Raw genomic sequence first — 24,680 nt, forward strand, 5'->3', positions numbered from 1 at the left:
CCGTAATCATCTGTAAACAAAAATATGTTCTAGCATTAACGGCATACTGTATAAAAAAAGGGACTGATATACAGTCCCCTTTTTTACAAACTAATATTTACACATATGAAAATAAGCGCTATCAGACGGTGTAAATAGCCATCTATACCTTATCTGCCTTACCTGCAGGACCCGCCAATTTGGACAAGAGTTTGTCTAATACAAATGGCTTTCGTTCATTGTCTTCGGCTGATTCCTTGCGACGCACCGCATCACGAACCATCATGGCGCCAAGCCAACGAGCAGGCTCTGGAGGGAAATAACCTCGCGGCCCACCGGTTAATGCGCAATTTGAGTAGTCGTTATTCTCTGCAAGCACCATCGAAGATAGGATTTTTCCACCAATGCGCGTCTGAGCGACACCATTTCCGGAATACCCAAGTCCATAAAATACATTGTCTTGTTTATTGATGTTCCCGAAGAAAGGAAAGCCTGTAGTAGAGCGATCTGAACCACCCGTCCAGTTTGCTGTTATCTGTTCACGACCAATGTTTGGAAATAAGTTATCAAAGGCATTATTGAGCAATCCAAGATACTTGGTAGGCTGATTAAACATAGGATCAACCTGGTTATTAAACGAGAACTGGTTGCCTCCTTTACCTAGCATCAAGCGTCCATCTACCGTATCTCGGTAATAGTGAACAAAGATACGCGAATCCACCACAGTGACACCCTCAGCCAGTTTCGATTTCTTCAACAGCTCTGGTACAGGTTTAGTGATCACCATGTCTGAAGACACCACTACAATGCTGTTCTTAAACGCCTTAAACTTCTCAACCATCCAGGCGTTCAAGGCAAGTACAACCTGCTGTGCTCTTATTGAGCCTTGCTTGGTGATCACGGTGACGGGTTGACCATATTTCAGCTCTAGCATCTCGCTGTTCTCAAAGATCTCTACGCCGAGCTCAAGAGCCACCTTGCGCAGGCCTCGTGCCAACAAAGCTGGCTGAACACTGCCTGCCGCCTCAGAGTAATACCCCTCGACATGCCTAGCCGATCCTGTGTTGTCATTGAGCTCTTGTTCATCGGTTTCACGCCAGCTATTGATACCGAGCCTATCTAACTTTTCAACGGTAGGGCTCATAGAGCCACGTTGAGCTGTGTTAGTGGCTGTGTAATACGTGCCATTGCGACGCAGGCCAGCATTAATATCGTGTTCTTGACAAAACGCTTCAATCTCAAATACGACATGCTCAGACTCCTCGACCAGAAACTTAGCCTGTTTCTCACCGAACATCTTCACCATTGATGGGTACTTAGTCGCCCAAGTGAGCAGACAGCCACCATTCACCCCTGATGCACCAGAGCCACAGAAGCTTTTCTCAAGGATCACCACCTTTTTATTTGGTGACTTTTGCTTAAGCATGATTGCTGTCCAAAGGCCGGTATAGCCACCGCCTACAATGCAGATATCGGCTTCAATGTCCCGTTGTAGTGGCGTTGGTTCTGCCCAGTTTTCTTTCTGTTTTGCTTCTGCTATCCAATGACAAGGATGAGTTTTTCCACTCATGACACACCTACTTAGTGTTGTATTTTTAAACAAAATGCCAAAATTTAGGCGCAAAAAACTAACCCAGTGCATTTGTCTGGGTTAGAGATAGTTGGTATTGATTGATAGTGCTTGGCCGTCACCTTGACGAAAGTCTGGATCTTAGTAAGCGTGCAACGCCGGTCCTGTACTTCCTAAGATCCCGGATAAGTTCTTCGAACTTTCCGGGATGACGTGTGGTGACGTACTCTTGCTATCTATGGCGGCCCTGTTACGTATTACCCACATACCTTCCGTCATCCTGACGAAAGTCAGGATCTTAGAAAACGTACAACGCCAGCTCAGGACTTCCTAAGATCCCAGATAAGTTCTTTGAACTTTCCGGGATGACGTGTGGTGACGTACTCAACTCACCTTTCTAATTTGGCCAATGACTCGATGCTGATGGCATCGTGACGCCAGTACTCCAAGTCACAGTCAATAAGGTTACCGTCTTGGTCGTAGTTAAGACGCTCAACCAGCATTGCTGGGCTACCTGCAGTGGCTCTTAGTGCTTGGGCCATATTCCCTAGCAAGGAGGTGGTGCTAACGCGATAGCGAGTCTGGCAATAAACCAAGCCAAATTGTTCGCGGTAGAGATCGGTCAAGGATTGAGTCAGATCGTTCTCTAGCAAGGTTGGTACTAATTCTGGGCGAATATAGTTGGTCACGTACACCACAGGGCGATCTTCGAGATAGCGCACACGCTCAACGTGGAACACGTCAGAGAAGGGTGGCAGATCTAGAAGCTCGGATGCTTGCTTAGTCGCGAGAATGCTTCGCGCACTGACTAACTCCGTCTTTGGAATACGATTTTGTTGTTTCGCCATGTTGATGAAGTTGAGTGTCTGCGTTGGGTCATAACGCAGTGGCATTGGTGAGATAAACCAACCGCGACGATCCTCTCTGTAGATCTTTCCCTCAGCCTCGAGTAGAGATAAAGCCTCACGCAAAGTGACTCGAGTGGTATCAAACGACTCTGCCAGCTTACGCTCCGAAGGGAGTTTTTGCCTCGGGGCAAGCTGCCCCGACTCAATCTGTTCAACAATAACGTCTTTTATTTTAACGTACTGCACTTACGTTCCTTAATCTTAATAGTTCTACAATCGTTATAATTAGCGAATCATTATTGTGATTGTATTAGCGTTTGCGCCAAGCTTGGGTGCGTTTACCCAGAATCTTGTCTAGACCAATGTGTACCAGTTTAGCAGTCGCCGCCGAGATCATAATCATGACTGCCATTGCTGCTGCCGCACCCGTTTGACCAGTGTCATCCATATTCAACACCGACACAGAGGCTGGAATCGTATTGGTTGAATACAAGAATACTACCGCTGAGGTCGTGGTCAACGCATTGATAAATAGGTATGCAGCAATGTCGAGAATCGCAGGCATACAAACAGGTAAGGTCACCTTAAAAAACAGCTTATACTGAGGCAACTTCACTGATGCCGCTGTAGATTCGATCTCTGCGGGGATCTGCTTCAATGCCGTTGTGGCTGTCATGTGACCAACTGTGTAGTAGTGAACCACAGTATTGACGACCAAGAAGGCCATTGTGCCATAAAGCATGTTCAGTGGGTTATTTAGGTCATTGAAATAAAAGATATAACCCAAACCAAGCACCATACCTGGAACCGCCATAGGCACCACACTCAACATTTGCAACACCTGGCGCAGTGGACCAAATGCACGGCCTTTTTCGATGCAGTAAGCACCAATAAAGATCACCACGGTACCAATCAGTGCCGTCCAACCGGCTAGGGTCAGCGAGTTAAAGTATGGGCTCCAACCGTAGGTACTCAGCTCACTAAAGTTGTAATTATTTAGAGTAAGCGCTTTGTTCCAAGGCCAGAACGTGACTAGTGAACCATAAACCGCCATACCTAATACAGTCAGTACCGTTAGGCTAATCAAGGTGCAATAAACAAGACAAAAAGAGTCACGTACCTTATTGGGCTTCGGCTCGTAAGCGACTGAGCGAGTATCAAATAAGTTCTTCTGCTTCTTCTGTACCCAACGATCTACCGCAAACGCAAGCAAAGCAGGCATAAGAAGTAAGATACTGGTGACGGCACCCATGGAGAAGTTTTGCTGGCCTACTACCTGCTTAAAGATGTCGGTCGCCAGTACGTTGTAACTGCCACCGATGACCTTAGGTACGCCAAAATCACACACTACCAGGGTAAATACCACGATAAGGGCGCTGATCAAGCCATATTTGGCTGCTGGCAATGTAACAACAAAGAAGGTTTTAATTGGTGAGGTCTTCAGTGCTCTCGCTGCTTCATACAGTCTTGCATCCGAGGTACGAAGCGAAGTAGTCAGTATCATCAACGCATGCGGGAAACACCAGAATACTAAGCCCATGGTGATACCAATCAAGCCATAAACCGACGCACCGCCCAGCATCTCCTTCGCCACACCCTGATTACCAAAAAGGAAGATCAAACTGATCGCAGGAAGCAGAGACGGAGCCAAGATTGGCGCCGTACCCAGCACCTGAAACAGTGTCTTAAAGGGCATGCACGAACGAGTTAAGGCAAAGGCATAACCAAACGCAAGTAAGCCGACAATGATTGTCACCAAGAAACCCACGGTCAAGGTATTGGTCAGCGAGTACCACAAGCTTGGTGATGAGAAATAGGTAACAAAGTTGGCAAGGCCCACAAACTCACCGTCTGAGTTTTGCACACTCTTGGTCAGCATTGCCCACATTGGCATGATGATAAACAGCCACATAAACACAAAGAGAACCGCTAGGATCCCTGCAAGCGTCAGGTTGTCACGGCTTAACTTCTTGGTCCAAAAGGTCCAGATATTCGCCGTTGGTATCTTGCCATTCTCAGACAATGGGTTGTTGTTCATAACGTCGGTCTTCATGATTAAGCGGCCTTACTCTTTGCCGTTTTTGGCAGTGGAAAAGCATGCATATGCTTGGTCACTAGGCTTAGATGGCGAATTTCGTCGAGCTTAAGCGCCAGTTTACGTGCTTCTCGTACCGGCACATCAACCCCCACTAGAGGCAGTTCCGGATGACCATAGATGCGACAATCAACACGAACATAAGCCCCTTGGAATTCAAGCATCTCAATCTTAACCGTCAGTGAATTAAGGTCACTGTCAGTGAAGAACAGACTCTCAGGACGCAAAGCCAGTTCAAATGTCTCGTTGCTGCCACCTTCAACCACTTCTTTTTGCATGAAGTCAGCACATTCAACGTTAATGACATGGTCATGAATACGAACCTGAGTATCGTTAATCTTTGTTGCTTCAAAGAAATTCATGCTACCGACAAACTCAGCTACGAAACGTGTTGCTGGCTTCTCGTAGATCTCTTGAGGGGCACCCACTTGCTCAATCACGCCATGATTCATGACCACAATACGATCAGCCATGGATAGTGCCTCTTCTTGGTCGTGTGTCACCATGATGGTGGTAATACCTAGCTTACGTTGAAGCTGACAGATCTCTTCACGAAGGTGAGTTCGTACCTTTGCATCCAAAGCCGACAAGGGTTCATCAAGCAGAAGTAAACCGGGTGACAGTGCCAGTGCTCGGGCAAGGGCAACACGTTGCTGCTGACCACCAGACAATTGTGCAGGGAACTTTTTGGCAGACGTTGGTAGCCCAATTGTTTCAAGCCATTGCTCTACTTGCTCTTGGGCTTGTGCCTTAGAAGAACCTTGATTGCGAAGTCCAATGGCGATGTTGTCTGCCACAGTTAGGTTCGGAAATAGGGCATAAGACTGGAACACGATACCAAAGTCACGCTTCTCTGGTGGTAAGAAGGTAATGTCTTTATCGCCTTGCATGATCTGCCCATAAGTTGGCAGGTCTAGACCGGCAATGCCACGTAGCAAGGTTGTTTTACCGCAGCCAGATGGGCCAAGGAAACAGACGAACTCGCCTTTATTAATTGAAAGCGAGATATCTTGCAATGCAGTGAACTGACCGAATTGCTTCACTACATTATTAATTTCTAGATAGGTTTGGTTGGTATTCATAACACTCTCCAAATGGTATATACCAAAGATAAATTGAGAGTATGACAAATTGATTAAGCTAATGTAGAGAAACGATGACAGTATAGTTTTTGACGCATCGACCGATAGATTTTGCACCTAGGTCTAGCTGTATGAATTCATTATGCTGTTGGTTCTGAGCTAAGTGACTAACCCGCACCTTTCTCAGGCCTATTATTCACCCTTTGGAATCACACCAACATGTTAAGAATAACCATCTCCCCGGCAGTCGATGGTCACATTGTAGAGTATTAAACCCCCGTCACCCCGGTGAACTCTTAGCCGGGGTCTTCTGCCCCCAAATCCCACCAGATCCCGGACATTTGCGCTGCAAATTCCGGGATGACGACTGTGGGTGATGACTGTTTTGAGCAATGACAAATACAGACAGTGGCCACTAAAAACAATAGCTACACTCCCTCAATATCAAAAACTACCGTCACCCCGGCAGGCTTTTAGCCGGGGTCTTCTGCCCTCGACACCCACCAGATCCCGGATATTTGCGCTGCAAATTCCGGGATGACGACTTTGGATGATAAACGCTTTGAGCAATGACCAATACAGACGGTGGCCGCTACAAACAATAGTCACATCCCACAATATCAAAAACCACCGTCACCCCGGCGGGCTTTTAGCCGGGGTCTTCCACCCTCGACACTCACCAGCTCCCGGATATTTGCGCTGCAAATTCCGGGATGACGGATTGAGGTGGTGGCGGCTTTAGGTGATGAACTCTTTGGGGGATGACCGATGCTAACGATGGCCACTACAAACAATAGCCACACTCAGCAATATCAAAACACACCGTCACCCCGGTGGGCTCTTAGCCGGGGTCTTCTACCCTCGATACCCACCAGATCCCGGATATTTGCGCTGCAAATTCCGGGATGACGACTTTTGGTGATAACGGCTTTGGGCAATGGCCGACGCTAACGATGGTCACACTCTACAATGTTAAAAGTCGCCATTTTCACTCTCGCTATTCAGGCTCTTCCATCACAAACCGAACCGCTTCTTCAATGGTATCCAGAATAAATTGTGCATCTTTATCCGTTATCACGAGCGATGGGCGCAGGGTAATGACACTTTTTTCAATCAACTTGAACGCCAAGCCTCGCTCCATACAGCGGTACATAATGCGTTCGGCTTCATCGACACCTCGTTGCTGAGTACTTTGTTTTGACAAAATCTCTACGCCAATGTGAAGGCCAATCCCATCAACCATGCCGACAATAGGATAAGTGTGTTGCAGTTTTTTGAATCCATCCATTAAAAGCTCGCCTAATCTGCGTGAGTTTTCAACAAGTTGATGCTGCTCAATGTATTCAATAGTGGCAAGGCCAGCTGCGCCACACAATCCATTCTTTTCATGGGTGTAATGTCCAATGGCTTGAGTCTCTAAAACATTGAATTTTTCTTTGGTCACTATGCCTGCAAATGGCATTAGACCACCTCCCAAGGATTTGCCCAGTACCAGGACATCGGGAGTCACATAATGCTCGCTGGCAAACATCTTACCGGTACGACCAAAGCCCTCAATGATCTCATCAAAGATCAGCAAGGCGCCGTGTTTATCACACAAGTCTTTTACTTGTTGCCAAAAATACTGAGTGGGCATGTTCGGTGTCGCGCTGATCGGTTCTCCGACAACACACGCGATGTCTCCTTCCTTTTCAAACAAGATCTCCATCTGGCGCAGGATTTCGTTATCAACTCGCCTTGAGTCAGTAAAACCCCATGCGTTATTTTGATAATTTGGAAATTCAACGTGCAATGCACCCGGTACCATAGGGCCAAGACCTTGCTTAAATAAGCGCTCCCCTCCTAGGCTTGCAGACTGAAATCCATTGCCGTGATAAGAGTCCCAGAACGAGATGGTTTTCCACTTCCCGGTGTAGGATTTTGCCAAAGAGACCGCGAGCTCTATTGCCTCAGAACCACCCGGACAAAAGGAAACGCGATCTAGCTCTTTCGGCGTTACCTCTATTAGCTTTTCTGCTAGAGCAACAATATTGGTGTTGGTATAGCGGCGAGAGGTAAAGGTGTTCTTGTCACGAAGAGCCTCAACCACCTTTTCACAGACGTAATCATTATTAAAGCCCGCAGCATGCACACCGTTTCCGTGACAATCTAGGTACTTATTTCCCTCAAAGTCATAGATATAAGCACCATCAGATTTGGCGATGGCATTCATCACTGGAGTGCTTAGGCTCTGGTGAAGGAAGGCATTTTTGTCTCTTTCGATTAACTCAGTTGCCTGCACACTAAGTGCATCTTGTTGATAGTCTTTGCGACGCTCGGATAGGTTAATGTCGCCTTGCTCTCGGCTGATCTCTTGCATTGAATTTTTCCCATAAAAAAGCCTGCCAAAATGGCAGGCTTAACAATACTAAAACCTTAGTGGTTCATTATTTTGCTTCAGACTTACCGTCAAATTTGTCAGACCAAGTCTTAAGAACGTCTGCGCGTTCGTTACCCATGCGAGCAAAGTCCATGTTCGCCATGTTTTGTTGAACGTTAGGGAAGTTAGAAACGACCGCTTCAACGTCTTTATGACCCACTACTGGGTACATCTCAACGTACAACTCGTTCGCTTCTTTAGAGATAGACCAGTCAACCACACGTTGCGCTGCATCAGATGCCTTAACTAGACCAACGGCTTCCGATTCCCAACCGATACCGGCTGGAGTAATCACATCTAGCGGTGCACCTTGAGTCTTCAGCTTAGCGCCGCGACTTGCCATGGAAATACCGATTGCAACCTCACCCATACCCGCTTGAACACATGGCTTAGAACCAGAGTGCGTGTAGTGTGCGATGTTTTGGTGAAGCTGAGCCATGTAGTCCCAGCCCTTGTCTTCGCCCATGTTTTGTAGCCATGCAGAAACCTGCATGTAGCCAGTGCCCGAAGACGCTGGGTTTGGCATTGCAATGTGGCCTTGGTATACCGGCTTCGCTAGGTCTTCCCAAGACGTTGGCTTAGGTAGGTCAAGCTGCTTAGCCACTACTTCGTTGAAGCAAACTGCGTTGAAGAACGCATCATTACCGTACCAAGCCTGAGTGCTTTGTGGGTCGTTTAGTTCAGCGTGTAGGTTCTCTAGGCCCTTTGGTGTGTATGGCTTAAGAATGCCCTCTTCCTTTAGAAGCGCCATAGAAGAACCCGCTAGGCCCCATACCACTTCTGCTTGAGGGTTGTTTTTCTCAGCCAGAAGCTTAGCGGTCATGATGCCCGTTGAATCACGAACCCAGTTAATTGCTACATCTGGGTTAGCCTTCTCAAAAGCATTCTTGTACTTAGCTAGGATGTCAGCTTCAAACGCGGTGTAAACCGTCACTTCTGTCGCTGCAAATGCATTGGTTGCCATCATAGCTACTAGTGCAGCCAAAGAACTTTTTACAAAACGGTTTTTCATCTTCCCTTATCTCCAAAATTGTGGTCTGTACCAGATAACGAGATAAAGATTAGAAGCTGAGTATTACGATTAAATGAACATAAAATTGCAGTTTTGTGGCTTAAACTTCCCCTCACCTGTCAAAAAACCGCCAATGTGAAACTTTTATGAAATGGCAAATTGGCTATTTACGAACCAAAAACAGTCCTGCTAAAGTCTCTTCAAAATTTGGTATAGTCCACAATTGAGATATTGAGATGAAAAACGAATACCTTTTGCTAACACCAGGCCCACTATCGACATCAGAAACCGTTCGCCAAGCGATGCTTAAAGACTGGTGTACATGGGATGACGACTACAACAAAGAAATCGTTGAAGTCATTCGCTCCAAGCTAGTAGCTCTAGCAACAAATCGTCCCGGCTACACAAGCGTATTGATGCAAGGTAGCGGCACAGCTTCCGTTGAGGCCACGATAGGCAGTGCCATTGCACAAGACGGTAAATTGCTGGTTGTCGATAATGGTGCTTACGGAGCACGTATGGCACAAATCGCGGACTATCTAAACATTGCTTCAACCACGATAGCTCCAGGAGAGACGTCTCAGCCCTCACTTGAAGCCGTCGAAAAGACGCTACAAGAAGACAAGGCCATCACACACGTTGCGGTCGTACACTGTGAGACAACAACCGGAATGCTCAACCCTATCCAAGAGGTTGCGGCACTGGCTAAACGCTATAACAAGGTAGTGATTCTGGATGCTATGTCGAGCTTTGGTGGTATTCAAATGGACATCGCTGACCTTGATGTGGACTTTATGATCAGTTCAGCAAACAAGTGTATCCAAGGCGTACCCGGCTTCGGTTTTGTTATCGCAAAACTCTCTGAGCTTGAGAAGTGCAAGGGACTCGCTCGCTCTCTAAGCCTAGATCTTTATGACCAATGGCATTGCATGGAGAACAATCATGGCAAGTGGCGCTTCACCTCTCCAACCCATACCGTCCGTGCCTTCTATCAGGCACTCCTAGAACTGGAACAAGAAGGCGGTATTGAGGCTCGTGAAGCTCGCTATACCAAGAACCAGCGCACTCTCGTTCAAGGTATGCGCAAGCTAGGTTTCGAACCCCTGCTTAATGAAGCCTTGCACTCACCTATCATCACCTCTTTCTATTCTCCTGCGCACAGCGACTACCAGTTCAAGGCATTCTATGACCGCCTAAAAGAACAAGGGTTTGTAATTTATCCTGGTAAGGTCTCGAACGCAGACTGTTTCCGTATCGGTAATATCGGTGAGGTATACCCAAGTGATATCGAGCGTCTTATCGAAGCGGTAGAAAAAGCAATGTACTGGGAAATCAAATAATGAACCAGGCTGAAACAACAAATCAAAACCAAGTAAAGCCAACCCATTTTCGCAGTGAGGGTGATGTTAACACCACACCGGCGCGCATAAAGTGGAATGAGTCTCTGCAACATGAGCCAACCCAAGCCCTATTAAAAAGGGATTCAGAGGTGTTTTTGCATCAAGCTATGTCTACGCCATGCTTAGACTCTCTGGAAGCCGCCGACGGAATCTTCATTCAGGATACACACGGCAAGCGCTACATGGATTTTCATGGCAACAATGTCCACCAGCTTGGTTACGGCCACCCTGCTGTGCTGAATGCCATCAGTAAGCAACTTGCTGAATTGCCATTCTCACCACGCCGATTTACCAATGAAACAGCGGTAGCCTGCGCAGAGAAGCTGACCGAGATCTGTGGCGGTGACCTCAATCGCGTGCTGTTTGCACCCGGTGGTACCTCTGTCGTAGGTATGGCGCTTAAGCTTGCTCGTCATGTCACCAAGAACTTTAAGGTCGTCTCTTTGTGGGACTCTTTCCACGGTGCTTCTCTGGATGCCATTTCTGTTGGCGGTGAGGCCTGTTTCCGCGAGGGAATGGGCCCACTTTTAGCCGGCGTTGAGCGTATTCCGCCAGCAGTATCCTACCGAGGCGCACTGCCCTCTCAAGATGGTAGCGATGTTCACTACGCGGATTACCTTGAGTACGTGATTGAAAAAGAGGGTGGCATTGGCGCCTTCATCGCTGAAGGCGTGCGAAACACCGATGTTCAGGTGCCAAGTAAGGCGTATTGGCAGCGCGTTCGCGAGATCTGTGACAAACACAACGTCATGCTGATCATCGATGATATCCCCAATGGTATGGGTCGCAGTGGCGAGTGGTTTACCTATCAAGCGTTTGATATCGAGCCGGATATCCTATGTATCGGTAAAGGCCTTGGCGGTGGCGTAGTGCCTATTGCAGCTATGGTAACCAAGGACAAATACAACACGGCCGCTCAAGTATCACTGGGTCACTACACCCATGAGAAAAGCCCAATTGGCTGTGCTGCTGCCCTTGCAACCATGCAAACCATAGAACAAGAGGATGTTCTTCAGAAGGTACGTAACGACAGCGAATTTGTCCGAGGTGAGCTCGAACGAATGAAGCAGACTTACTCCATTATCGGCGATGTTCGCGGTATTGGTCTTTTATGGGGTGTTGAACTGGTTACCAACCACATCACTAAAGAGCGAGCATTCGACGAGGCTGAAGCTGTGCTTTATCAATGCTTGAACGATGGACTGAGCTTTAAGGTTTCTCAAGGTAATGTCGCTCAACTGAGTCCCCCACTAATTATTAGCCGTGAACAATTGATTACGGCTCTACACATTTTTGAAAACGCAATCGCGAAGGTATGTAAGGATTTTAACTATGTCTAACTCAACTCTTTCTCGTTCAGAGATCCAAGCCGTTATCTTTGACTGGGCTGGCACTATTGTCGATTTTGGCTCTTTTGCTCCAACCAGTATCTTTGTTGAAGCATTCAAGCGTGAATTTGACTTTGACCTGAGCCTAGAAGAGGCTCGCGAGCCTATGGGCCTTGGCAAGTGGGACCATATCCAAGCTGTTGGCCAGATCCCTGCAGTTAAGGCTCGCTGGATTGAACGCTTTGGTCGTGAGATGAACTCAGACGATATTGACAGCATCTACCAAACCTTTATGCCTTTGCAAAAGGCTAAAGTATCCGATCATGCAGCCCCTATCCCGCATGCGCTAGATGTGGTTAATGGCCTAAAAGAAAAAGGCATCAAGATCGGTTCTTGCTCTGGCTACCCGCGTCAGGTGATGGATGTATTAGTCGAGTCTGCAAAAGAGTACGGTTACAACCCAGATTGCGTTGTCGCAACCGATGATCTGCCACAAGGCGGCCGCCCTGCTCCATTTATGGCGCTAAAAAATGTCATCGAGCTTGGCGTTACGGACGTTCGTTCTTGCATTAAAGTCGATGATGCCGGTCCTGGTATCGACGAGGGTCATAACGCAGGAATGTGGACTGTCGGTTTGTTGCTTTCCGGTAACGAGGCAGGGCTTACTCTGCAAGAATATCTAGATGCCGATGAGGTGACGCTACAAGCTGCTCGTGAAAAAGCGCGCACTAAGCTTGAGAAAACTAACCCTCATTACCTGATTGATACCATCGCAGATATGCCTCAGGTTATCGCTGACATTGAGCGCCGACTGCAAAACGGTGAACGCCCATAATTCACACAGAGCTTAGACAAATATCAAACATAGCCTTTGAGCTTAGGCCTAATGATGAATGAGTTTGCATGCTATTTCGAAGGTATCAGCAAACTTCATTAAAGCTTAAAGTAACAAGGGTATAGTGGTCCCGACCAGTGTCATATTGGTCGGGATTTTCTGTCTATACGTATTGGCAGACGAACACAATTATTGGAAATTAATAAATGACGCAATCCATCCATGTTTTTGACCTCGACGAGACCTTAATTGCTGGTGACAGCGCCGTGCTATGGCATGAATACCTAGTTGAAAAGGGGGTGATCTCAGACCCTGACTTTCTGCAAGAAGACGCTCGTCAAATGGAACTCTACGCAGCAGGCACTCAAGACATGGGGGACTATCTCGATTTTGCCATGCTACCACTTCTAGAGGTGCCGAAAATCAAGCTCGAGTCATTGGCAAGTCACTTCGTCACAGAGCGTATCCTTCCCATCTTTTACCCTGAAGCAAAGAGTTTGCTAGAAGAGATAGACCAAACTGGAGAGCCTCGCGTGCTTATCTCAGCGACGGTTGATTACCTAGTACAGGTAGTGGCGACAGCCCTAGGTTTTAAAACGGCTTTTGGCATCGAACTCGAGCAAGAAAACGGCTTCTTCAAAGGAAACATGATTGGTATCCCCACCTTTAGAGAAGGCAAGGTTAAGAAGTTTGAGCATTGGCTTACGCAGAACCCTGAACTCACTCAACACAAGGTAGAGTTCTATTCAGATTCTATAAACGATAAGCCTATGTGTGTTCGAGCAGATTCCGCCTTTGCGGTGAATCCCTGTGCTCAGTTGGAAATTGAAGCCAATTCGAATGGCTGGAAGATCTTGAGTTGGAGACTCTAGCAAGAATTAAAAATCAGCTAACAGCTAACAGCTAACAGCTAACAAATTATAGGCACCATCGAGTTCATCGATGATGCCCTATCTATTAATGCTGAGCGACTAAGCGCTCGACTGGCTTCGCATTAATAGGCAGATGGATCACTGCAGCTACTAACGCAAGCGCCACCGTAGACCACCAGATAGGTTCATAACTACCATAGTAGTCGTAGATACGACCGCCTGCCCAAGCGCCCAGAAAGCTACCAATCTGGTGACTAAAGAAGACTAGACCATATAAGGTTGATAAGTAACGTGCCCCAAAGATCTGGCGAACTAAGCCAGAGGTTAAAGGCACTGTACCTAGCCACACGAATCCAATCGCTGCGCCAAAAATAGTCGCACTAATATTGGTTATAGGCAAAGCCACAAAGCCCGCAATCACTGCCGCACGCAACAAGTACAATACAAAAGATACATGGCGCTTATCAAAGCGATCGGCCATCATTCCCCAAAAATAAGAACCGAAGATATTGAAGATCCCCACATACGCCAATGCCATTGCGGCACTAGAAGCCGGCAGGTTCTTATCCGCTAAATAACTTGGTAAATGAGTGGCGATAAACATGACATGAAAACCACACACAAAAAAGCCTGCATGAATCAGCCAGTAAGACCTACTTTTAAACGCCTCACCTAGGGCTTGTTTTAAGGTTTGCTCCTCATGCGTATCCGATTCAGTTACTTGCGCTTTCTTGTTGCTTTTCATGAATACCGCGAAGGCAATAATCAAGGAACACAGTAACGCAAAGACTTGCAACGCACCTTGCCAACCGACATTGGCCAGCAGTGCTTGAGCACCAGGGATCATGGCAAACATACCAAACGAACCCGCAGCTGTGGTCAGGCCAAATGCCTTGGCTGCATGCTGGGCCGGTACGACTTTGGCAACCGCACCCAAGATAATAACGTAACTGGTTGCGCTCAGGCCCAATCCGACTAAAGCACCTAAAGAGAAATAGACCACTACATGAGAAGTTGTAATAGAAGTAAGTAGTAGACCTAAAGCATACGCGCCGGCGCCTAACATAATGATGCGCTTGGAGCCCCATTTGTCCGCAGCCATCCCGATAAACGGCTGGAACATGCCAAACAAGAGATTCTGCAATGCGATCGCTAAGCTAAAAAATTCACGGCCCGTGTCGAAGTAATTGCTTACTGGCATCATAAAGATACCGAAAGACTGACGTATACCAAGGCTAACGATTAATATGCCAATTCCTAGCCACACTAGTGGTGGAAATCTAAAAATACTCATTCGTGTTCCTAATGATTATGTTGATGGTGATGCATGTGTGAATCAGATTGCTCGTGGCTATGGCACCCTGCAGCCATAGCATGCTCGGAAAAAGCATCTAATAAGGGTTGGCAGTGATGCAGTGCTATCAAGCTGATGACTAGAGCAAGAGTCCAGCGAGTAAGCTCAGCAAGTAATGATTGTGAAAACATGTTCTTATGTCGTTTAGATTGAGGGCCCGAATAGTATAGAGGGGAGTTCCATGACACAAATGACAAAATGTGATTTAAATTATGCGTATTTTGCATGTATTATCGGTTAACGTATCACTCACTTCGTGTTTCCACTATTATGGAAATGAAATCGGAGGAAACTATGCAATTAGAACAAGTCGCAAAGGCACTAAAAGAACTCGGCCACCCAACGAGGCTGTGTATCTATCAGTTGGTCGTTCGCGCAGGCCATAAGGGCATTCCCGTAGGCGATGTTCAACAGAGTCTGGATATCCCAGGTTCTACCCTATCTCATCATATATCCAACCTTACTTCTGCCAATTTAATTGAGCAGCGCCGTGAGGGGCGTACCCTATTTTGCGTTGCTCAATACGAAAACCTACAAACAGTCATCGACTTTCTGCAAAAAGAATGTTGCATCGACGAGTGTTAACTTCTTTGAATTCAATGCGTTAATTCTCAACAAGCAAATATTTCGATAAAAGTCGAAATATTTGCTTGCATAAAATCTCCTCAAGCCTATAATTCGACTATTCCAGAAATATAGAGAAAAAGATTATGAACCCTGAATTAGTCACAATGTTTAAAGAAGCAGGAAACATGTTCCTGTTTTTAGCCGCTGAGCTAACCATATTATTTTTAGCAATCAGCTATTTCGTTGGTGTATTACAGGAATACATCACCCCAGCAAAAATTCAGTCCATACTGAGTTCAAAGAACGGTAAAGGTTATGTAGTGGCGGCACTACTTGGCTCTATTACTCCATTCTGCTCTTGCTCAACCATTCCTTTCTTGAAAGGTCTTCTTAGAGCACGTGCAGGCTTTGGCCCTATGATGGTATTCCTGTTTGCCAGTCCACTACTTAACCCTGTCATTATTGGTCTGTTTGTAGTGACCTTTAGCTTGAAAGTAGCCGTTTTCTACTTCTTGATTGCGATGACTGTTTCTGTAGTCGCTGGCTTCTTGCTAGAGAAATTAGGCTTTGAGCGCTTTGTAAAACCAGAAGCTTATGAAGCAGTTGAAACCTCAGGTTGTGGCTCAGCGAAAAGCTCTTGCTCAGCAACCCCAGAGCAAAAACCAGTTGCAACTAGCTGCTGTGACAGCGCTAAAGAGCCAGAAGTAAAAGTGACCACGCAATGTGATGGCACATTAGCAGCAACTACTGTTGAACCAAGCCGTTGGGTACGCATTTGGCACTCAACTTGGAAAGACTTTAAACAAGTACTTCCTTACCTATTGCTAGGTATCTTTATTGGCTCATTCATCTACGGTTTCATTCCAACAGACCTAATCGCGAAATACGCAGGTGAAGGTAAATGGTATGCAATTCCAGTAGCAGCAGTGATCGGTATTCCTCTTTACATCCGGGCTGAGGCGGTAATCCCACTAAGTGCGGCACTGGTTCAAAAAGGGATGGCGTTAGGATCAGTAATGGCATTAATCATAGGTAGTGCAGGTGCAAGCTTAACAGAGGTTATCTTACTTAAATCACTGTTCAAGGCTCCAATGATTGCAGCTTTCTTAACAGTAATCCTTGGCATGGCAATTGGTGCAGGCTTCCTATACAACTTCATGTTCTAAAAGAAACGGCCAAGCCATTACACTTTCTTGTAATAATCATAAAGGAGCTCAACATGAGCTCCTTTATTTTGTTGAGGATTAACTTAAAGAAGCGCCATAGGAATAGCCAAAAGGTATGTTTAGCTAGCGAACTTTTGTCCAAAAGTGTCACAAGTGATAATTAAAGGAAGTAACATCCCTTGATTGTTATTTGGCCCCATGCTCTTGTAAGCACGCGGCACTTAATGGAGGATTAATTTGGGAAGTTACGAATCAGTTTGTAGCAAATGCTGCTGTTATTTGCTTATTTTCTGAGAACGTCCGTGATGTAATGTTTTATGCTCGTGAAACGTTACACGATTTACGATGCAAACGAATTGTTTCAGTTACATACTTTAGTGATGCAGATCGTATATTTTAGTGCGCAAAATATTTCCCTTCGAAATTCTGCAACCAAGTAGTTGAAAATAAAGCACTTATTCTTAAGTTTGTTTTTTGACCATAAAAAGAAAATTCGCTGTGAAGCCCTTCAATATTTTCTTTTGTTTCAAACCCTATAATTTTTCTGCCCCCAAAACACATTCCAAATAAAATAATAAATCGGAAAATTATAATGAAACAATTTAAGTACTTACCTGTCTCTTTGGCGGTAACCGCAACGTTATCTGCAGCGCCTTCTCTCGCTGACGCAGAATTAGAGGAATTAAAACAACGCTTAGCGATTCTAGAAGAAAAACAAACTTCAGAGTACGTAGATGATCAGCAACCACAAGTACTATCTTCAGAGAGCGAAGTCCCGTTAGGAGTTGTATTTACCGGTTATGCTCGTTATGGCATGGCGTATGGAGCTGATGATGCAACACTTGTATCGACAGATGGTTCCTTGAACAGCAATGCAACCGGTCGTCTAGGCAACGAAGGAAACGGTGGAGAGTTCCAGTTTGGTAAATTCTTCCAAAACGATAGTGGTGCTATCTGGGATGTACAGGTAATGCTAGAACATTGGCAAGGTGATGCTGATGGTGACGCTATAGGTCTGAAAAAATTCTATGCTGGTGCGACGAACTTATTTGAATCTCAGCAAGATTTGTATGTTTGGGCTGGTCGTGACTTTCATCAACGTCCTGCAACAGACCTAAACGATTATTTTTGGATGATGCACGATGGCCAAGGTGGTGGTTTCTATAACCTTGATCTTGGTGGCGTGATGTTTGATATGTCTGTGGTCGGTCAGGTTGATGGAGCTTCAACTAACGATAATGGGCGCTACGCGGTGACTTCTAAGCTTCATAGCATGTCTTTGGGCGCGGCTGATTTCAGCTTATTCGCGAACTACGGTTTTACGTCAGAAGATGATCTCGAAAATACAACGGAGAAAGGTTGGACAGTCGATGCGGCAAACAGTGCTTACCAACTTGCTGGTCAAGTAAGCATGTACGATCAGAACTTTATTGTGCGTTACTCAAACAATGCATTAGACAGTGTTTTTGATCTTGCTGAAGATCAAACGGCACTTTTGTTCAGTTTTGATGGCAGATATTCAGTAACTAACCAAGTCGGTATCGAATACCTAGCCGCGTACCAGACAATCGAAGGGAAAGATGTTGATGATCGTGCAAACGCTAACATTATCGTACGCCCAACCTATGCATGGAATGATACACATTCTACTTGGCTAGAGATGGGCTACAGCGTTGTTGAATTTGATGACTATGATGCAACAAACTCCTCTTGGAAAACGACCCTGTCTCAAAATATTGCATTTGGCGATATGGGGACCGCACGCCCAATGCTTCGTTTCTACGCAACCGTTGGTAACTCGGACAACGAGCATACAGTCAATGATTATGATCCAACCTATGTTAGAGATGAAGACACTGTGACTGTTGGTGCAATGTTTGAAGCTTGGTGGTAATACATCATTGATGGCATGTAGAATTAAAAAATAATGTATTGCCTCTATTGATTACGAACTAAAAAGTGGCCATGACGAGACTCGTCATAGCCACTTTTTGTTTCGGATGACGGACATTAGATCCCCTTGATTAACTGTTACATTTTCTTACTTTGGGGGGAATGAACTTGTGGTGATTTAATCAGTCATATTCACTATTAGCGCGCGCGAACTGTGGTTTAATCGATTGGATCATTAGTCACTTAGGAATAAAAGCGCCTTAACAATGGATGCGTTTTCAATTTGACTGAGATTAAGATTTTATGGCGACAATTAGAGATGTTTCAAAGCGAGCTGGCGTATCTGCGGCAACGGTTTCCAGAGTAATCAATGGTAACGGTCGTGTATGTCATGACAAAAAGCTTAAAGTTGAAAAAGCGATAAAAGAACTCGACTATAAGCGAGGGTTTACTAATTTTTCCCATCGTTTGAATCGTAATGGAAGTATTGGCATTGTTGTCCCTGAGTTGGGCGGGCCAATCTATTCAAAGCTTTTTCAATCAGTAGAACAAGGTTTTCGTCAGTTTGGCTATCATATCGTCGCGACCTCGGGAACCGATAATACGGACAAACAAAGAGAATCCGTAGAGTACCTTTTGAGTCGTCGCGTCGACGCAATAATATTAGGTAACTTAGAAGTAGATGATGAATTTTTAATGGAACTTGATGAACGTGGAGTCCCATTGGTTATTCTGAATCGCTATGTTCCAGAGCTTGCTGATAGTTGTATTAGCGTTGATCATCAATTTGGCGGACGCACGGCTACACAGTATCTGTTGAATCACGGCCATAGTCACATCGCATGCATCCCAGGCCCGCAATATAAAGCTGGAGCCAGAGCTAGATTCCAAGGCTATAAAGACGCTTTGGCTGAAGCTAATATTGAGTACGTTAATGAACTAGTGTGCGAGGGGGATTACGTTGAGGCCTCCGGTGCAAAGGCCATGGAAAGAATAATAAACAGAGAAAAACCATTTACCGCAGTATTTGCCTCAAATGACCGTATGGCGTTTGGTGCAATGCAAACGTTGCGAAAACATAATATTTCAGTGCCTGAACAAGTCTCTTTAGTGGGCTTTGATAACTGGGATTTCAATCGATATATCAGCCCAGGCTTAACTACGGTCCACATGCCCATTGAACAAATGGCGACAGAAGCGGTTCAACTCGTGATGCAAAAGCTGAACAAAATGCCTTCTAGTGTTGAGTCTAATCTCATACCTAAACTTATTATCAGGGACTCTGTACAGTTGGTAGCGACAGACAACTAACGCCAAATTCGAGCTAATCGGTATCGGTCTTTTTTGGCTCTTCGACGTTTAGTGTCGATTTATAAGTTAAGGGGACGTCAGGTCGAAGATCGCTCTAGAATAAATAATTGTTCCAGAAAAAGGACCTCAGATACCCCCGAATTCAACTCCATATTAAAGCGTTCATATAAATAAATTCACAGCAAAAATCTAGGCTGCCTTGTCCAAACAACTTTACTATCTATTGCGTTAAAACAAATGCATCATTCTGGCCTGGAGCAAGAACCGCAGTAAGTATGATGTTTGAGTTAGACATTTTTAAGACTCTAACTTTCATCAGCATGACGCTGTGGGTATTGTCATCCAGTTGTGGCACTGTAGGATGGTTGGAAGCATAAATTTTAACTCAGGGATGAACGTGAGCTGGATACTCTTTACCTTTATTGCCGCCTTTAGTCAGTCATGGCGTAACGCCTTTCAAAGCCAGCTTAGTAAGACACTAAATGTGACGGGAGTTACCCTAGCCCGCTTTCTTTGGGCAAGTCCCCTTGCACTCATTTACCTTGTTTCGCTCTATCAATGGCAGCCGGTAGAGCTACCAACCTTCTCCGGGCAGTCTTGGTTCTTTTTGATTGGTGCATCCGTTATGCAGATCATTGCCACCGCACTTATGGTGGTGCTGTTTAAGCAGAAGAACTTTGCCATTGGTGCAGGGCTGGCTAAATCAGAGGCACCCGTTTCTGCATTTTTAGGGGTATTATTTTTTGGTACTAGCTTGACGCTACTTGGCTGGGTTGGGGTGTTAGTCGGTGGTGTTGCCGTGCTAATTCTCAGCTGCCCGCAAGGGTTTAGAAGCATCTCATTGAACACTGCGGCCTTAGGTTTAGCCTGTAGTAGCGCCTTTGCCTTAACCTCACTTTGGATTAGAGAGGCTAGCCTTAGCCTGCAATTGCCGTTTCCTCACCGAGCAGCTTGGGTGTTGTTTATCGTCATATTAATGCAGACCGTCATCTTAACTGCCTATTTACTCGTCAAGGACCGACAAACTCTAAAGCAGATGATGAGCAAACCAAAACTGGTGATCATGACCAGCGTGGCAAGCTTTGTCGGGTCTTTTGGGTGGTTTAGTGCTATGTCTCTACAAGCTGTGCCTTATGTCAAAACACTGGGTCAGGTCGAAATATTCTTCACCTTGCTTGTGTCCTATTTCTACCTAAAAGAGAGTATTCCTAAAAAGGATATATTCGCTCTCGTCTTGGTTGGTATTGCTGCAGGCCTTGTTATGTGGCAATAGGTTTCAAACCAAAGTAACGAATAGACTAAGCACTAAGACTCCTGCATAAACCGGCGGGTCATCTGTACTTCTTGTTGCTCCATAAACTCCATCGCAGATTGCATGTGACGTTTCATGATCAAGCCTGCTTTTTCGCCATTCCCTACTTGTAGGGCGCTCAAGAGTTCAAGATGGCTGTCTAGTCCATTTTTCCACAACTGATAGTTTTTAGGTTGGTACAGACGTTTATAAATGGTTAAGTCTGAAAGCATTTGTGCTGTGAAACGAATCACTAGTTTTAGCAATTCGTTGTTCGAGTAATCTGCCAGCATTCTATGAAACTCTAATGATTCAATGTGGTGCTGGCGTTCTTGCTCAGTATCTTCTGGAGGCAGTGCGTATTTTTGGATTTGCTGACGCAGATTTGCTAGCTGTTCCTTACTCAGGGTACCCGCTAAATCCTCCACCAGCGCTGGCTCCAATGCTATCCGCATTTGATAGAGATCTTTAATAGAAGTCTCTTTGAAAAACAGATAGTTACTGAGTATTACATTGATCCTAGATTCAGGTACTTCATTAACAAACGCACCGCCTTTTGGACCTGTCTTGGTAGCAATCAAGCCCTGAGCCTCAAGCATTCTCATGCTCTCTCGAACCGTACTCTTTGAGGCATCAAAATACTCAATCATCTCCACTTCGCTCGGCAAGCGATCACCTGGCAATAATTTGTGTTCCATTATCCAGTCTTTTATCGCTAAAGCGACCCGCTCGGTTCGGCGTGTTTTATTCGTCAATGCCCCAGTTCCTGTAGCGTTTTTTTGTTTGATTTACAGCAGTTTACCCTACTGAATTCCTGTGTTGTATCCGTGTATGACAAAAAACATCAAACGAGTGAATTTTAAGCATAGATTGCATTTATCATGATAAATAGGTAGTTTATTGATTAATTATCATGATAAACCGCATAATTACTACCACACAAGGAACGAAAAGTGACCATAGAATCAACCTCTCAATTAGCGTGGCAATGGCTTGAAGAATTAGCTCAATGCAGTGAAACCGCTGAACCAGATCGTGAAGGCGTCACTCGCTTGTGTGCAACGAAAGAGCACACTCAAGCACTCGAACTCCTAACAGGTTACATGCAGCAATCTGGGATGACGACCCACATCAACAACGCAGGTAATTTGATTGGTCGCTACTCAAGTCAGACTCCAAATGCTAAGACTCTAATCTTTGGTTCCCATCAAGATACCGTGCCTAATGGTGGTAAATACGATGGTATTCTCGGTGTGGTTTTGCCTATAGCCTTGGTGCATTATTTCAACCAACAAGGTACTCAGCTACCATACAATATCGATGTCATCGCCTTTAGTGATGAAGAAGGGACTCGTTTCCAATCAACCTTGCTTGGCTCTAAAGCTATTGCTGGTACGTTTGAGCCTTCAATGCTAGATAGCACGGATCGAGATGGAGTTTCATTGCAACAAGCATTAACTGATTTTGGTTGTCAGCCAGAGCTAATTCATGATGATGCCTACAGCAAAGAAGACGTCATTGGCTTTGTTGAGGTACATATCGAGCAAGGGCCTCAGTTAGAATCCGCAGGTCTTCCTGTTGGCGTTGTTTCAGCAATCACAGGTATTGAACGCCACACTCTTAGTATTGTTGGCAAGGCTGGGCATGCCGGTACAGTCCCAATGAACGCACGACAAGATGCACTGGTGGGAGCCGCTCAAGTAATCTCCTCATTTGATGCGCTTTGTAAGAGCGACAAAGATCTCGTGGGCGTGGTTGGTAAGATAAGTAACTTCCCAAATGGAGTGAATGTCATCCCTCAGCAGACAGACATCACCATAGAATTACGCTCTCCTATTGATAGTAAGCGCGTTCAAGCTAGAGAGCAGTTACTCTCACAAATTGATACCACACTGAACGCACTAAACCTGAATTACACACATTCACAAACCTACGAACAACAAGCAGTAACCTGCTCAGAGGAACTGTCTCAGCGCTTAGTTCAATCGATTGAATCCTGTGGCATTGCAAGCAAGGTAATGTTCAGTGGTGCTGGACATGATGGTTTAGCCATGTGCGAACTGACCGATATCGCCATGCTATTTGTGCGCTGTAAGGATGGCGTCAGCCATCACCCAGACGAGTCAATTCTGCAACAAGACCTATTGGTCTCGCTTCAAGTTCTGGAGCATTTTTGCCAATCAGTTTAATTATTCGCGTTTAACTTTAAGGCTAGGCCTTCAGTTTCAACTACTGTTTATGGAGATATTGGGACATGGAAATGACCAAAGAAAACACTCAAGCTAATCATCAACCGTGGTATCGAACGATGCCAGACCCTATGGTACTGATATTTGGTATCTTAGTGGCGACCTTCCTGCTGACCTATTTGGTACCCGCAGGAACGTTTGAGCGCATCATTATTGATGGAAGAACGACAGTCGTTCCTGGGTCGTTTCATGTTATTGAAAATGCGCCAAGCCTGCACGTATTTGATATCTTTGTAGCAATCCCACAAGGCCTCATCAGTGCAGCACCCTACCTATTCATTGTATTTATTGCCGGTGGCCTGTTTCATATTTTGCAGCGCTCTGGTGCACTAGAAAATGCGATTGGTGTAGCTGTTAATAAAGTTGGGGTTAAAAACCGTAACCTTATCATCACTGTAGGTACCTTTATCTATGGCTTCTTCGGTGTTGCTGTAGGCTTTGAAAACAATATTGCCTTAGTGCCGGTCGCAGTACTTATCGCCTCGGCGGTTGGGTACTCTCGTCTGGTAGGAACAGCCATGGCTGTAGGCGGTATTGGTATTGGCTTTGCGCTATCCCCAATCAATCCATACACCATTGGTGTGGCTCAAGGTATTGCAGAACTGCCTATTTTTTCTGGCGCAGGGCTTCGTACCATACTAGTTCTATCATCTCTTGCTCTTCTTTCTTATTACATCTGCACCAGAGTCGCCAAGATGGACGAAGAAAGCGCCGACACTGGCCTGTCTAAAGACCTTTCAGAGTACAGCATGACGGGGCGAAATAAGTTAACCCTAGCAGCCTTCTTAATTGGCCTAGGTGTGATGCTATATGGAGTGTTCGCCAATGGTTGGTACATCAATGAAATAGCAGGTTTGTTCTTGTTAATGGCCATCAGCATAGGTGCCATCAATGGCCTAGGTGCGAATGGTATTGTTAAGCAAATGATGGAGGGTGCGTCTGGTGTCACCTCTGGTGCATTAGTTATCGGTGTAGCGGCTTCTATTCAAGTAATTCTAAACGATGCTCAGATCATCGATACGATAGTTCATAGCTTAAGCTCATTAATCCAAGACATGCCTATCGCTATCTCAGCGATTGTCGCTAGTGTGGTTCAGGGCGTTATCAACCTATTCATCCCTGGTGGTTCAGGCCAAGCAATGGTGACCATGCCAATCTTGGTACCTGTTGCTGATTTAACCGGCATGAGTCGCCAACTTATGATCACCGCTTTCCAGGTAGGTGATGGCCTAACAAACCTTATTGTTCCTACCTCTGGTGGTACTCTTGCGATGCTTGCGTTAGGTGGTGTTTCTTACGAACGCTGGCTAAAAGCCATCCTTCCTTTCATGTTGTTTGTCTATGCATTGTGCTGGGTAGCACTCTTCATTGGCCAGCTCATCGGTTACTAATTTGGAGTCAGCGGGGGA

20 protein-coding genes are annotated in these 24,680 nt (G+C 45.6%); 11 read left to right on the forward strand and 9 right to left on the reverse strand.

What is annotated here, in order from left to right:
* Nucleotides 1–142: 142 nt before the first annotated feature.
* From D5I41_RS02075 to D5I41_RS02100, 6 genes are all read right to left on the reverse strand, one after another.
* Complete coding sequence (locus D5I41_RS02075) at nucleotides 143–1,549, reverse strand: FAD-dependent oxidoreductase (protein WP_119008271.1); 1,407 nt, start codon at nucleotides 1,547–1,549, stop codon at nucleotides 143–145.
* Nucleotides 1,550–1,938: 389 nt separating this feature from the next.
* Nucleotides 1,939–2,643 carry a phosphonate utilization transcriptional regulator PhnR gene (gene phnR / locus D5I41_RS02080; RefSeq protein ID WP_119008272.1) on the reverse strand — a complete coding sequence of 235 codons (705 nt, stop codon included), beginning with the start codon at nucleotides 2,641–2,643 and terminating at the stop codon, nucleotides 1,939–1,941.
* A gap of 64 nt (nucleotides 2,644–2,707) precedes the next feature.
* A complete protein-coding gene (locus tag D5I41_RS02085; RefSeq protein ID WP_119008273.1) occupies nucleotides 2,708–4,450 on the reverse strand; it encodes a putative 2-aminoethylphosphonate ABC transporter permease subunit in 1,743 nt (580 codons plus the stop codon).
* 2 nt (nucleotides 4,451–4,452) lie between these two features.
* On the reverse strand, nucleotides 4,453–5,574 hold the full coding sequence (locus D5I41_RS02090) for a putative 2-aminoethylphosphonate ABC transporter ATP-binding protein (protein ID WP_119008274.1): 1,122 nt from the start codon (nucleotides 5,572–5,574) through the stop codon (nucleotides 4,453–4,455).
* A gap of 997 nt (nucleotides 5,575–6,571) precedes the next feature.
* Nucleotides 6,572–7,933 carry a (R)-1-hydroxy-2-aminoethylphosphonate ammonia-lyase gene (gene pbfA, locus D5I41_RS02095; RefSeq protein WP_119008275.1) on the reverse strand — a complete coding sequence of 454 codons (1,362 nt, stop codon included), beginning with the start codon at nucleotides 7,931–7,933 and terminating at the stop codon, nucleotides 6,572–6,574.
* Between the two features lie 67 nt (nucleotides 7,934–8,000).
* On the reverse strand, nucleotides 8,001–9,005 hold the full coding sequence (locus tag D5I41_RS02100) for a putative 2-aminoethylphosphonate ABC transporter substrate-binding protein (protein WP_119008276.1): 1,005 nt from the start codon (nucleotides 9,003–9,005) through the stop codon (nucleotides 8,001–8,003).
* Nucleotides 9,006–9,241: 236 nt separating this feature from the next.
* On the opposite strand from D5I41_RS02100, the gene phnW reads away from it, so the two are divergent.
* The 4 genes from phnW (at nucleotide 9,242) to D5I41_RS02120 (ending at nucleotide 13,440) form a co-directional block, all read left to right on the forward strand.
* Nucleotides 9,242–10,345, forward strand: a complete 1,104-nt coding sequence (phnW, locus tag D5I41_RS02105; RefSeq protein WP_119008277.1) for a 2-aminoethylphosphonate--pyruvate transaminase — start codon at nucleotides 9,242–9,244, stop codon at nucleotides 10,343–10,345.
* Nucleotides 10,345–11,745 (forward strand): aspartate aminotransferase family protein, encoded by a 1,401-nt coding sequence (locus tag D5I41_RS02110; RefSeq protein WP_119008278.1) that lies wholly within the window; start codon nucleotides 10,345–10,347, stop codon nucleotides 11,743–11,745. Before phnW ends, D5I41_RS02110 begins: the two co-directional genes overlap by 1 nt.
* Nucleotides 11,738–12,568, forward strand: coding sequence for a phosphonoacetaldehyde hydrolase (gene phnX / locus D5I41_RS02115; RefSeq protein WP_119008279.1), 831 nt, complete (start codon nucleotides 11,738–11,740; stop codon nucleotides 12,566–12,568). The genes D5I41_RS02110 and phnX overlap by 8 nt, the downstream gene beginning before the upstream one ends.
* Nucleotides 12,569–12,774: 206 nt before the next feature.
* Entirely contained in the window at nucleotides 12,775–13,440 is a 666-nt protein-coding gene (locus D5I41_RS02120; protein ID WP_119008280.1) for an HAD family hydrolase, read from the forward strand.
* Nucleotides 13,441–13,525: 85 nt separating this feature from the next.
* On the opposite strand, the gene D5I41_RS02125 is transcribed toward D5I41_RS02120, so the two are convergent.
* Both D5I41_RS02125 and D5I41_RS02130 read right to left on the reverse strand, forming a co-directional pair.
* Complete coding sequence (locus tag D5I41_RS02125; protein ID WP_119008281.1) at nucleotides 13,526–14,734, reverse strand: MFS transporter; 1,209 nt, start codon at nucleotides 14,732–14,734, stop codon at nucleotides 13,526–13,528.
* A gap of 8 nt (nucleotides 14,735–14,742) precedes the next feature.
* Nucleotides 14,743–14,925, reverse strand: a complete 183-nt coding sequence (locus tag D5I41_RS02130) for a hypothetical protein (RefSeq protein ID WP_119008282.1) — start codon at nucleotides 14,923–14,925, stop codon at nucleotides 14,743–14,745.
* A 163-nt stretch (nucleotides 14,926–15,088) separates the two neighbouring features.
* On the opposite strand from D5I41_RS02130, the gene D5I41_RS02135 reads away from it, so the two are divergent.
* From D5I41_RS02135 to D5I41_RS02155, 5 genes are all read left to right on the forward strand, one after another.
* Nucleotides 15,089–15,379 (forward strand): ArsR/SmtB family transcription factor, encoded by a 291-nt coding sequence (locus tag D5I41_RS02135; RefSeq protein WP_119008283.1) that lies wholly within the window; start codon nucleotides 15,089–15,091, stop codon nucleotides 15,377–15,379.
* Between the two features lie 125 nt (nucleotides 15,380–15,504).
* A complete protein-coding gene (locus D5I41_RS02140) occupies nucleotides 15,505–16,527 on the forward strand; it encodes a permease (protein ID WP_119008284.1) in 1,023 nt (340 codons plus the stop codon).
* A gap of 592 nt (nucleotides 16,528–17,119) precedes the next feature.
* Nucleotides 17,120–18,421, forward strand: coding sequence for a carbohydrate porin (locus tag D5I41_RS02145; RefSeq protein WP_119008285.1), 1,302 nt, complete (start codon nucleotides 17,120–17,122; stop codon nucleotides 18,419–18,421).
* A 302-nt stretch (nucleotides 18,422–18,723) separates the two neighbouring features.
* Nucleotides 18,724–19,731, forward strand: coding sequence for a LacI family DNA-binding transcriptional regulator (locus D5I41_RS02150; RefSeq protein WP_119008286.1), 1,008 nt, complete (start codon nucleotides 18,724–18,726; stop codon nucleotides 19,729–19,731).
* A 391-nt stretch (nucleotides 19,732–20,122) separates the two neighbouring features.
* On the forward strand, nucleotides 20,123–21,004 hold the full coding sequence (locus tag D5I41_RS02155; protein WP_162892808.1) for a DMT family transporter: 882 nt from the start codon (nucleotides 20,123–20,125) through the stop codon (nucleotides 21,002–21,004).
* 32 nt (nucleotides 21,005–21,036) lie between these two features.
* On the opposite strand, the gene D5I41_RS02160 is transcribed toward D5I41_RS02155, so the two are convergent.
* A complete protein-coding gene (locus D5I41_RS02160; protein WP_268978185.1) occupies nucleotides 21,037–21,777 on the reverse strand; it encodes a FadR/GntR family transcriptional regulator in 741 nt (246 codons plus the stop codon).
* A 198-nt stretch (nucleotides 21,778–21,975) separates the two neighbouring features.
* Here D5I41_RS02160 and D5I41_RS02165 point away from each other — a divergent pair, with 198 nt between their 5' ends.
* Nucleotides 21,976–23,211 carry a M20 family metallo-hydrolase gene (locus D5I41_RS02165; protein WP_119008288.1) on the forward strand — a complete coding sequence of 412 codons (1,236 nt, stop codon included), beginning with the start codon at nucleotides 21,976–21,978 and terminating at the stop codon, nucleotides 23,209–23,211.
* Between the two features lie 71 nt (nucleotides 23,212–23,282).
* Nucleotides 23,283–24,662: a YfcC family protein gene (locus D5I41_RS02170; RefSeq protein ID WP_371860124.1), complete on the forward strand. Its 1,380-nt coding sequence runs from the start codon at nucleotides 23,283–23,285 to the stop codon at nucleotides 24,660–24,662.
* Nucleotides 24,663–24,680 lie beyond the last annotated feature (18 nt).

It is taken from the genome of Vibrio superstes (genome assembly GCF_003569005.1).
Taxonomy (GTDB): domain Bacteria; phylum Pseudomonadota; class Gammaproteobacteria; order Enterobacterales; family Vibrionaceae; genus Vibrio; species Vibrio superstes.

What these genes read in the sequence shown, in the direction of transcription:
- D5I41_RS02075 (WP_119008271.1), bottom strand. Translation starts at nt 1,549, where the DNA reads ATGAGTGGAAAAACTCATCCTTGTCATTGGATAGCAGAAGCAAAACAG.
- D5I41_RS02085 (WP_119008273.1), bottom strand. Translation starts at nt 4,450, where the DNA reads ATGAAGACCGACGTTATGAACAACAACCCATTGTCTGAGAATGGCAAG.
- D5I41_RS02090 (WP_119008274.1), bottom strand. Translation starts at nt 5,574, where the DNA reads ATGAATACCAACCAAACCTATCTAGAAATTAATAATGTAGTGAAGCAA.
- pbfA (WP_119008275.1), bottom strand. Translation starts at nt 7,933, where the DNA reads ATGCAAGAGATCAGCCGAGAGCAAGGCGACATTAACCTATCCGAGCGT.
- D5I41_RS02100 (WP_119008276.1), bottom strand. Translation starts at nt 9,005, where the DNA reads ATGAAAAACCGTTTTGTAAAAAGTTCTTTGGCTGCACTAGTAGCTATG.
- phnW (WP_119008277.1), top strand. Translation starts at nt 9,242, where the DNA reads ATGAAAAACGAATACCTTTTGCTAACACCAGGCCCACTATCGACATCA.
- D5I41_RS02110 (WP_119008278.1), top strand. Translation starts at nt 10,345, where the DNA reads ATGAACCAGGCTGAAACAACAAATCAAAACCAAGTAAAGCCAACCCAT.
- phnX (WP_119008279.1), top strand. Translation starts at nt 11,738, where the DNA reads ATGTCTAACTCAACTCTTTCTCGTTCAGAGATCCAAGCCGTTATCTTT.
- D5I41_RS02120 (WP_119008280.1), top strand. Translation starts at nt 12,775, where the DNA reads ATGACGCAATCCATCCATGTTTTTGACCTCGACGAGACCTTAATTGCT.
- D5I41_RS02125 (WP_119008281.1), bottom strand. Translation starts at nt 14,734, where the DNA reads ATGAGTATTTTTAGATTTCCACCACTAGTGTGGCTAGGAATTGGCATA.
- D5I41_RS02130 (WP_119008282.1), bottom strand. Translation starts at nt 14,925, where the DNA reads ATGTTTTCACAATCATTACTTGCTGAGCTTACTCGCTGGACTCTTGCT.
- D5I41_RS02135 (WP_119008283.1), top strand. Translation starts at nt 15,089, where the DNA reads ATGCAATTAGAACAAGTCGCAAAGGCACTAAAAGAACTCGGCCACCCA.
- D5I41_RS02140 (WP_119008284.1), top strand. Translation starts at nt 15,505, where the DNA reads ATGAACCCTGAATTAGTCACAATGTTTAAAGAAGCAGGAAACATGTTC.
- D5I41_RS02145 (WP_119008285.1), top strand. Translation starts at nt 17,120, where the DNA reads ATGAAACAATTTAAGTACTTACCTGTCTCTTTGGCGGTAACCGCAACG.
- D5I41_RS02150 (WP_119008286.1), top strand. Translation starts at nt 18,724, where the DNA reads ATGGCGACAATTAGAGATGTTTCAAAGCGAGCTGGCGTATCTGCGGCA.
- D5I41_RS02155 (WP_162892808.1), top strand. Translation starts at nt 20,123, where the DNA reads ATGAACGTGAGCTGGATACTCTTTACCTTTATTGCCGCCTTTAGTCAG.
- D5I41_RS02170 (WP_371860124.1), top strand. Translation starts at nt 23,283, where the DNA reads ATGACCAAAGAAAACACTCAAGCTAATCATCAACCGTGGTATCGAACG.